This window comes from Geopseudomonas aromaticivorans, assembly GCF_019097855.1.
Taxonomy (GTDB): domain Bacteria; phylum Pseudomonadota; class Gammaproteobacteria; order Pseudomonadales; family Pseudomonadaceae; genus Geopseudomonas; species Geopseudomonas aromaticivorans.
Map to the genome: position 1 here is coordinate 225,428 of NZ_JAHRGL010000071.1, position 9,017 is coordinate 234,444.

Here is a 9,017-nt window from a genome sequence, read left to right on the forward strand (position 1 = left end):
CGACTGCGTTCCGTCGTGCAAACCGCCGGGCGTGCCATCCGCCCGGGTCCAACCACGTATAATGCCCAACATGACCAGATCTCGTACCCCTTCTTCCCGTACTCCCCGTTCCCGCAAACCGGTGCCGCGCCCAGCCCGGCCGTGGCTGGGCTGGCTGCTCAAGCTCGGTGCGGCCGGACTGGTGCTGCTGGCCGGTCTGGCGATCTACCTCGACGCCGTGGTCCAGGAGAAGTTCTCCGGCAAGCGCTGGACCGTGCCGGCCAAGGTCTATGCCCGACCGCTGGAGCTGTTCTCCGGCCTCAAGCTGACGCGCGAGGATTTCATCACCGAACTGCAGGCCCTCGGCTACCGGCGCACGCAGAAGGTCCAGGGGCCTGGCGAGCTGGCGGTGAACGGCAATCAGGTCGAACTGCATACCCGCGGTTTCCAGTTCTACGAGGGCGCCGAGCCGGCGCAGCAACTGCGCGTGCGCTTTTCCGGCAATCAGGTGGCCGGGCTCGCGCTGGCCAACGGCGGTGCGCTGGCGGTGGCGCGACTGGAGCCGCTGCTGGTCGGCGGCCTGTATCCGGCGCACAACGAGGACCGCATCCTGATCCAGTTGGACCAGGTGCCACCGTATCTGCTGGAAACGCTGATCGCCGTCGAGGATCGCGAGTTCTACCACCATCTCGGCGTATCGCCCAAGTCGATCGCCCGCGCCATGTGGGTCAACACGACCTCCGGTGCACTGGTGCAGGGCGGCAGTACCCTGACCCAGCAGCTGGTGAAGAACTTCTTCCTCAGCAACGAGCGCAGCCTGACCCGCAAGGGTACCGAGGCGCTGATGGCGGTATTGCTGGAGCTGCATTACGACAAGCAGCAGATCCTCGAGGCCTACCTCAACGAGGTGTTTCTCGGTCAGGACGGCCAGCGCGCGATTCACGGCTTCGGCCTGGCCGGCCAGTACTTCTTCGGTCAGCCGCTGGCCGAGCTGAGCCTGCCGCAGGTGGCGCTGTTGGTCGGCATGGTCAAGGGGCCGTCCTACTACAACCCGCGGCGCTATCCGGAGCGGGCGCTGGAGCGGCGCAACCTGGTCCTCGATCTGCTGGCCGAGCAGGGGGTGGTCAGCGCTGAAGAGGTGGCGCGGGCGAAAAAGGCCCCGCTGGGGGTCAGCAATCGCGGCAGCCTGGCCAATACCTCCTATCCGGCCTTCCTCGACATGGTCAAGCGCCAGTTGCGTCAGGACTACCAGGACGAGGACCTGACCGAGGAGGGGCTGCGCATCTTCACCAGCCTCGATCCGATCCTGCAGCTCAAGGCCGAAACGGCGATGGCCGAAACCCTCAAGCGCCTGGGCGGGCGCAAGGGGATCGACGAGGTCGAGACGGCGATGGTGGTGACCAATCCGCAGACCGGCGAGGTGCAGGCGCTGCTGGGCAGTCGCCAGCCGCGCTTTGCCGGCTTCAACCGGGCGCTGGATGCGCAGCGGCCGATCGGCTCGCTGATCAAGCCGGCGGTCTACCTGACCGCGCTGGAAAAGCCGAGTCAGTACACCTTGACCAGTCTCATCCAGGACGAGCCGTTCTCGATCAAGACCGCCGACGGCCAGGTCTGGCAGCCGAAGAACTACGACCACCAGGCCCACGGCACCATATTCCTCTACCAGGGGTTGGCGCAGTCCTACAACCTGTCGACCGCCAAGCTGGGACTCGAGCTGGGCGTGCCCAGCGTGCTGAAGACCGTCGCGCGACTGGGCGTCGAGCCGGACTGGCCGGCCTATCCGTCGATGCTGCTGGGCGCCGGCGCGCTCAGCCCGGTGCAGGTGGCGACCATGTACCAGACCTTGGCCAACGGCGGCTTCAGCACACCGCTACGCGGTATCCGCAGCGTGCTGAATGCGGCCGGCGAGCCGCTCAAGGGCTATCCCTACGAGGTGCAGCAGCGTTTCGATCCGGGCGCCATCCATCTGGTGCAGGAGGCGATGCGCCGGGTGATGCGCGAGGGGACGGCGCGCTCGGTCTACAACCAGCTGCCCGCTGCGCTCAATGTCGCCGGCAAGACCGGTACCAGCAACGACTCGCGTGACAGCTGGTTCGCCGGCTTCGGCCAGGACCTGCTGGCCGTGGTGTGGATGGGGCGTGACGACAACGGCAAGACGCCGCTGACCGGTGCCACCGGGGCGCTGCAGGTGTGGGCCAGCTTCATGCGCACCGCCGCGCCGACGTCGCTGGATGCCACGCCGCCGGACAACGTGACCCGGGCCTGGGTCGATCCCTATAGTGGTCAGGGCTCCGATGCGAGCTGCCCGGGTGCGCTGCAGATGCCGTATATTCGTGGCAGCGAACCGCCGGCCGGCGCTCCCTGCGGCCTGCCTCAGGAGCTGCAGGCACCGGCCGAGCAGGTCATGGACTGGGTGCGCGGCTGGCTGCAGCAGTGATGGCACTGCGGGACGGGATTGGTTGTCCAATCGATAGGGTGGATGGTGGCTGGGAAGGCCGTTGCGCATAAAACAGATGGCAAGGGGATGGGATGTGAACAAGGTTTGGTGGGTGCCGCTGGCGCTGTTGCTGCTGGCGGGGTGTGCGACTCCCGTGCAGCGTGGGTCGATTCCGGTGGTGGAAGCGGGCAAGCCGCTCGGCACCGGGGCGGTCGCGCGTGCGTCGGCCAGTGCGCCGCGGGTGACGCCGCAGGCACAGGCACAAGCGCTGCCGCAGGATTCCGGCGTGGTGGTCATGGTTCCCGGCGCGGCGGCCGGAGCACCGATCCAGACTTTCCCGGCGGGTGGGGTGTCGAGTGCGCCGATCAGCGTGGGCGGTGGTCTGGGCAGCTCGGGATCCGTTACGGCGCCGGCGCCGATGCCCGCGCCGATGGCCGGTTCCGGTGCGGTCACCCTGGCTGCCGACGAGCGGCTTGATGGTCCGGTGCTGGCGCTGCTGACCTCGGCGCAGCAGATGGAGCGCAGCGGCAACCTGGCCGGCGCTTCGGCCAGTCTCGAGCGCGCGCAGCGCATCGCGCCGCGCGAGCCGCAGGTGCTCTACCGCCTCGCCGAGGTGCGTCTGGCCCAGGGCGATCCGGCCCAGGCCGAGCAGTTGGCGCGCCGCGGCCTGAGCTATGCGGGCGGGCGGCCGGCGCTGCAGGCCAGTCTGTGGGAGCTGATCGCCCAGGCGCGAGAGCGGCAGGGCGATGCGGCTGGCGCCGCGCAGGCACGCCAGCGGGCCAAGGTGAACCTGTGATGGATGCGCGTCTGCCGGCCTTGGCCGATCAGCTGTTGTTGATCGAGCGTGAGCTGCGTCTGCTCGGCTGGTGGGGGAGCGTCATGCCGGCGGAGGAGCGGCTGGCCAGTCAGGAGCCGTTCTGCGTCGATAGCCTGGCGCTCGAGGAGTGGCTGCAGTGGATCTTCCTGCCGCGCATGAAGGCGATCATCGAGCAGGGCGCCGGCTTGCCGGGCGCCTGCGCGATCCGGCCGATGGCCGAGCAGTCCTGGCGCGCGGAGGGCACGCGGGTCGCGGCGTTGCTGGCGTCGCTGGCGGAGTTTGACCGCTTGATCAATACGGCCGCCTGAAGGCGGCCGTTGCATCATCGCTGGGTTGCGGTAGGGGATTACTGACAGTTGTCGGCGATGGCCTTTTCCGTGGCAGCGATTTTCTCCTGACGCTCTTCTTCGCTGATTCGGCGCGCTTCGCCCTTTTTCTCTTCCACGCGCAGGCGCGGGTTGTTGCGCAGCTGCGCCAGGTTGGTGCGAAGAGTCGTGCAGTACTCGACGCGCTCCTTTTCCTTCTTCGCCACTTCCTCGCGCACTTTGGCGTCGATATCCGCCTGGCTTGGCGCTTGGTCTGCCGCGGGCGCTGCTGGAGGGGGGGTCTGAGCGGGCGATGGGGCGGGCGGCTGCTTGGCCGGCGGCACCACGCTGGCGGCGCCGGCCTGGGGTGGCTGGGCGGTGAAGTGGGTAACGCCCTGGGCGTCCACCCACTTGTAGATCTGTCCGGCGCAGGCAGTGCCGATGCAACCGAACAGCAGGCCGGCGAGGAGGAGTGTGCGACGCATGCTGGGTCCTTGTCTGAAGAGGGAATGCTCGGGCAACTATACCCAAAAGCGGGCTCCCGCCATTCTGCGCTGGGTCACAGCCGCACGGGCGGATGGCATGAACTTCGGCTTGACTTGCCTGCGGCTAATCCGAACAATCTACGATTCGCTGTGGTGAGCTTGATAGTTTCCGGCTCCTCGGCAGACCATGAGGTGCACACCCGCGCCGCCCAAGCCAGGCCCTGTCACGCGTTACCTCGCGCCGGGGTGGGATTCTCCGTGACACGAGGAGGCTCCCGATACTTGCTAAGTCAGCAGCTGACGTCGCAGGCGACCACCGTCGCCCATGCTCTGCCTGGCAGTTAACCGAACTTCGGTCGCCCCTCCGAGGGTGTTTCTCAGGCGTTCTAGAGGTGAAACGTGGAGCTTTTATCAGGCGCTGAAATGATCGTCCGCTTCCTGCGCGACGAAGGCGTGAAGTACATCTACGGGTACCCGGGTGGTGCCGTTCTGCATATCTACGATGCCCTTTTCAAGGAAAAGGCCATTGAGCATATTCTGGTCCGCCACGAGCAGGCAGCTACCCACATGGCCGATGGCTATGCCCGCGCGACCGGCAAGGCTGGCGTGGTGCTGGTGACCTCCGGCCCGGGGGCGACCAATGCGATTACCGGCATTGCCACGGCCTACATGGACTCGATCCCCATGGTGGTGCTGTCCGGCCAGGTGCCGAGCACCATGGTGGGTACCGATGCCTTCCAGGAAACCGACATGGTCGGCATTTCCCGACCGATCGTGAAGCACAGCTTCATCATCAAGCATCCCGCGGAAATCCCCGAGGTGCTGAAGAAGGCCTTCCATATCGCCGAGTCCGGTCGTCCCGGCCCGGTGGTGGTGGATATTCCCAAGGACATGACCAACCCGAGCGACAAGTTCGAGTACGTCTACCCGAAGAAGGTCAAGCTGCGCTCCTACGGCCCGGCCGTGCGCGGCCACTCCGGCCAGATCCGCAAGGCCGCCGAAATGCTGCTGGCCGCCAAGCGTCCGGTGGTTTACTCCGGCGGCGGCGTGATCATGGGCAATGCCTCGGCGACGCTGACCGAACTGGCGCGCATGCTCAACCTGCCGGTGACCAACACCCTGATGGGCCTGGGCGGCTATCCGGGCAGCGATCGCCAGTTCCTCGGCATGCTCGGCATGCACGGCAGCTATACCGCCAACCTGACCATGCACCACGCCGACGTGATCCTCGCCGTCGGTGCGCGTTTCGATGACCGGGTGATCAATGGGGCGTCGAAGTTCTGCCCGAACGCCAAGATCATCCACATCGATATCGATCCGGCGTCGATCTCCAAGACCATCAAGGCCGATGTGCCGATCGTTGGTCCGGTGGACAGCGTGCTGACCGAGATGGTCGCGATTCTCAAGGAAATCGGCGAGAAGCCGAACGCGGAGGCGCTGGCCAGCTGGTGGAAGCAGATCGAGGAGTGGCGTGGTAGTCGCGGTCTGTTCCCCTATGACAAGGGCGACGGCAGCATCATCAAACCGCAGACTGCGGTCGAGACGCTCTACGAGGTCACTCGTGGAGATGCCTTCGTCGCTTCCGATGTCGGCCAGCACCAGATGTTCGCCTCGCAGTACTACAAGTTCGACAAGCCCAATCGCTGGCTCAATTCCGGCGGTCTCGGCACGATGGGCTTCGGTCTGCCGGCGGCCATGGGCGCCAAGCTGAACTTCCCAGATGTCGACGTTGCCTGCGTGACCGGCGAGGGCAGCATCCAGATGAATATTCAGGAGCTGTCGACCTGCCTGCAGTACGGCCTGCCGGTGAAGATCGTCAACCTGAACAACGGTGCGCTGGGCATGGTGCGCCAGTGGCAGGACATGGTGTACAGCGGCCGCCATTCGCACTCCTACATGGAGTCGCTACCGGACTTCATGAAGCTGGCCGAGGCCTATGGCCACGTCGGGATGCGCATTACCGAACTCAAGGACCTCAGACCGAAGATGGAAGAGGCCTTTGCGCTCAAGGATCGCCTGGTGTTCCTGGATATCCAGGTGGACGTCAGCGAGCACGTATACCCGATGCAGATTCGTGACGGCTCCATGCGCGACATGTGGCTGAGCAAGACGGAGCGCACCTGATCATGCGACACATCATTTCCCTGCTCCTGGAAAACGAACCCGGCGCGCTGTCGCGTGTGGTCGGCTTGTTCTCCCAGCGCAACTACAACATCGAAAGTCTGACTGTGGCGCCGACCGAGGACCCGACCCTGTCGCGTTTGACGCTGACCACCATCGGTCATGACGAGGTGATCGAGCAGATCACCAAGAACCTCAACAAGCTGATCGAAGTGGTCAAGCTGGTCAATCTGTCGGAAAGTGCGCACATCGAGCGCGAGCTGATGCTGGTCAAGGTCAAGGCCACCGGTGCTCAGCGCGCCGAGATCAAACGCACCGCCGACATCTTTCGTGGCCAGATCGTGGATGTCACCAGCAGCGTCTATACCGTGCAGCTGGCCGGCACCAGTGACAAGCTCGACAGTTTCATCCAGGCCATCGGCACCGCGTCGATCCTGGAAGTGGTCCGCAGCGGTGTCACCGGCATCGCCCGCGGCGACAAGACGCTGACCATCTGATTTTGAACTAGGCCTGACCGGCCGCACTGCACCGAGGGTTTTTCATGCACGTTTACTACGACAAAGACTGCGATCTGTCGATCATCCAGGGCAAGAAGGTTGCCATCATCGGTTACGGCTCCCAAGGCCACGCCCATGCCTGCAACCTGAAGGACTCCGGTGTCGACGTGACCGTCGGCCTGCGCGCCGGCTCGGCCAGCGTAGCCAAGGCTCAGGCTCACGGCCTGAAGGTTGCCGAGGTTGCTGCCGCCGTTGCCGCTGCCGACCTGGTGATGATCCTGACCCCGGACGAGTTCCAGGGCCGTCTGTACAAGGACGAGATCGAGCCGAACCTGAAGAAGGGTGCCACCCTGGCCTTCGCCCACGGCTTCTCCATCCATTACAACCAGGTCGTGCCGCGTGCTGATCTGGACGTGATCATGATCGCGCCGAAGGCTCCGGGTCACACCGTGCGCTCCGAGTTCGTTCGTGGTGGCGGTATTCCTGATCTGGTCGCCATCTACCAAGATGCTTCCGGCAATGCCAAGAACGTCGCTCTGTCCTACGCCAGCGGCGTCGGCGGCGGCCGTACCGGCATCATCGAAACTACCTTCAAGGACGAGACCGAAACCGACCTGTTCGGCGAGCAGGCCGTGCTGTGCGGTGGTTGCGTCGAGCTGGTCAAAGCCGGTTTTGACACGCTGGTCGAAGCCGGTTACGCGCCGGAAATGGCCTACTTCGAGTGCTTGCACGAGCTGAAGTTGATCGTCGACCTGATGTTCGAAGGCGGTATCGCCAACATGAACTACTCGATCTCCAACAACGCCGAATACGGTGAGTACGTCACCGGTCCAGAAGTGATCAACGCCGAGTCCCGTGCTGCCATGCGCAACGCTCTGAAGCGCATCCAGAACGGCGAGTACGCGAAGATGTTCATCAGCGAAGGCGCCACCAACTACCCGTCGATGACCGCCTACCGCCGCAACAACGCTGCCCATGGCATCGAAGTGGTTGGCGAGAAGCTGCGCGCGATGATGCCGTGGATCGCTGCCAACAAAATCGTCGACAAGACCAAGAACTAAGGTCTAGGGCGATGAAGAGACGCGGCTACGGCCGCGTTTTTTCTGTCCGCTATTCTGCTATAAAGCCGTCGGTGACCGATCTGCGGGCAGAGTTCTGGGGGTTCCGGTCAGTCGAATGTCATTCCGATCAAGGTGTTTATCCATGAGCGAACAACCCGGTGAGCCGAGCAAGGCGCCAGAAAGCGACAGCCTGCTGCCGATCGATGAGCATGTCGAAGAGGGGCAGGATGCAGAGGGGCGCAAAGTCAGGCATCGTGGGGTCTACCTGCTACCCAATCTGTTCACTACAGCCAATCTGTTTGCCGGTTTCTTTTCGATAGTCAGTGCGATGAACGGCAAATACGAGGTTGCGGCCATCGCAATCTTTGTCGCCATGCTGCTGGATGGGTTGGATGGGCGCGTGGCGCGCATGACCAACACCCAGAGCGCTTTTGGCGCCGAGTACGACTCGCTGTCGGACATGGTTGCCTTCGGTCTGGCACCTGCTTTGCTGGCCTACAAGTGGGCGCTGTCCGGTCTCGGTAATGTCGGGTTGACCGTTTCCTTCATCTACGCGGCCTGTGCGGCATTGCGTCTGGCGCGCTTCAATACCCAGATTGGCAAGGTAGACAAGCGTTACTTCATCGGCCTGGCCAGTCCTGCGGCTGCCGGGGTGGTGGCAGGCATGGTTTGGGCGCTGAAGGACCTGGGGGTCGACGGCGTGGACATGTCGTTGGTCGTCGTGTTGCTGTTTGCTCTTCTGGTGGCTGCAGCTGGCGCGTTGATGGTCAGTAACATCAAATACTACAGTTTCAAAGATTTCGATCTGAAAGGGCGAGTACCCTTCGTGGCGATTCTGGTGGTGGTGTTGGTATTCGCGGTGATTTTCAGCGACCCGCCGCGGATTCTTCTGCTGATTTTTCTGGCTTATGCAGCCTCCGGCCCAGCACAGCGCCTGCTGCAGGTGCGTCGACGCAAGCAGGTTGAGTGAGTGTGTTCTGGAAGAAGCGCTGACCGCTGCACCGAAACTCTGTGACTCGCCTGTTTCCAGTAGCAAGCTGAACCCGAGCTCCTGACAATCAATGGCTTGTGTTCTATGTCTGAATGGCAGGCGCTGGCAAGATGAAGGTCTCGCCAGCGCTGTCGGCGATTGGCGAAAAGTGTAGCGGGGGGTGTTGACATCGGTGCTCAGGGCTGTATGATTCAACTCCTCGCTGCAGCAGCCTCCGGGTTGAAGCTAGCGCAAGTGGTTGAAACGAAAAGAAATTTTCACGAAACGCTTGACAGGTTGTAAGGCTGCTGTAGAATTCGCGGCCTCGGTTGAGACGAAACACTG

The 9,017-nt window shown here is 63.7% G+C and carries 8 protein-coding genes; 7 read left to right on the top strand and 1 reads right to left on the bottom strand.

What is annotated here, in order from left to right:
- The first annotated feature begins 70 nt into the window (after positions 1 to 70).
- From mrcB to KRX52_RS19580, 3 genes are all read left to right on the top strand, one after another.
- Positions 71 to 2,416, top strand: coding sequence for a penicillin-binding protein 1B (mrcB, locus tag KRX52_RS19570; protein ID WP_217683398.1), 2,346 nt, complete (start codon positions 71 to 73; stop codon positions 2,414 to 2,416).
- Between the two features lie 94 nt (positions 2,417 to 2,510).
- The gene (locus tag KRX52_RS19575; protein WP_217683399.1) at positions 2,511 to 3,212 is read left to right on the top strand and encodes a tetratricopeptide repeat protein; all 702 of its coding nucleotides are present in this window, start codon (positions 2,511 to 2,513) and stop codon (positions 3,210 to 3,212) included.
- Positions 3,212 to 3,541, top strand: coding sequence for a YqcC family protein (locus KRX52_RS19580; protein ID WP_217683400.1), 330 nt, complete (start codon positions 3,212 to 3,214; stop codon positions 3,539 to 3,541). Before KRX52_RS19575 ends, KRX52_RS19580 begins: the two co-directional genes overlap by 1 nt.
- Before the next feature lie 38 nt (positions 3,542 to 3,579).
- Here KRX52_RS19580 and KRX52_RS19585 read toward each other — a convergent pair whose 3' ends face one another.
- Positions 3,580 to 4,023, bottom strand: coding sequence for a DUF4124 domain-containing protein (locus tag KRX52_RS19585; protein WP_217683401.1), 444 nt, complete (start codon positions 4,021 to 4,023; stop codon positions 3,580 to 3,582).
- A 399-nt stretch (positions 4,024 to 4,422) separates the two neighbouring features.
- On the opposite strand from KRX52_RS19585, the gene KRX52_RS19590 reads away from it, so the two are divergent.
- The 4 genes from KRX52_RS19590 to pssA all read left to right on the top strand — a co-directional run bounded on the left by KRX52_RS19590 (position 4,423) and on the right by pssA (position 8,672).
- Positions 4,423 to 6,147, top strand: a complete 1,725-nt coding sequence (locus KRX52_RS19590; RefSeq protein ID WP_217683402.1) for an acetolactate synthase 3 large subunit — start codon at positions 4,423 to 4,425, stop codon at positions 6,145 to 6,147.
- Between the two features lie 2 nt (positions 6,148 to 6,149).
- Entirely contained in the window at positions 6,150 to 6,641 is a 492-nt protein-coding gene (gene ilvN, locus KRX52_RS19595) for an acetolactate synthase small subunit (protein ID WP_217683403.1), read from the top strand.
- A gap of 44 nt (positions 6,642 to 6,685) precedes the next feature.
- Positions 6,686 to 7,702, top strand: coding sequence for a ketol-acid reductoisomerase (ilvC, locus tag KRX52_RS19600; RefSeq protein WP_217683405.1), 1,017 nt, complete (start codon positions 6,686 to 6,688; stop codon positions 7,700 to 7,702).
- A gap of 142 nt (positions 7,703 to 7,844) precedes the next feature.
- Positions 7,845 to 8,672 (top strand): CDP-diacylglycerol--serine O-phosphatidyltransferase, encoded by an 828-nt coding sequence (gene pssA, locus KRX52_RS19605; RefSeq protein ID WP_217683406.1) that lies wholly within the window; start codon positions 7,845 to 7,847, stop codon positions 8,670 to 8,672.
- Positions 8,673 to 9,017 lie beyond the last annotated feature (345 nt).

Bases quoted from the DNA above. Each gene is read 5' to 3' on its own strand.
- pssA (WP_217683406.1), top strand. From the start codon at position 7,845: ATGAGCGAACAACCCGGTGAGCCGAGCAAGGCGCCAGAAAGCGACAGC.
- ilvC (WP_217683405.1), top strand. From the start codon at position 6,686: ATGCACGTTTACTACGACAAAGACTGCGATCTGTCGATCATCCAGGGC.
- mrcB (WP_217683398.1), top strand. From the start codon at position 71: ATGACCAGATCTCGTACCCCTTCTTCCCGTACTCCCCGTTCCCGCAAA.
- ilvN (WP_217683403.1), top strand. From the start codon at position 6,150: ATGCGACACATCATTTCCCTGCTCCTGGAAAACGAACCCGGCGCGCTG.
- KRX52_RS19580 (WP_217683400.1), top strand. From the start codon at position 3,212: ATGGATGCGCGTCTGCCGGCCTTGGCCGATCAGCTGTTGTTGATCGAG.
- KRX52_RS19585 (WP_217683401.1), bottom strand. From the start codon at position 4,023: ATGCGTCGCACACTCCTCCTCGCCGGCCTGCTGTTCGGTTGCATCGGC.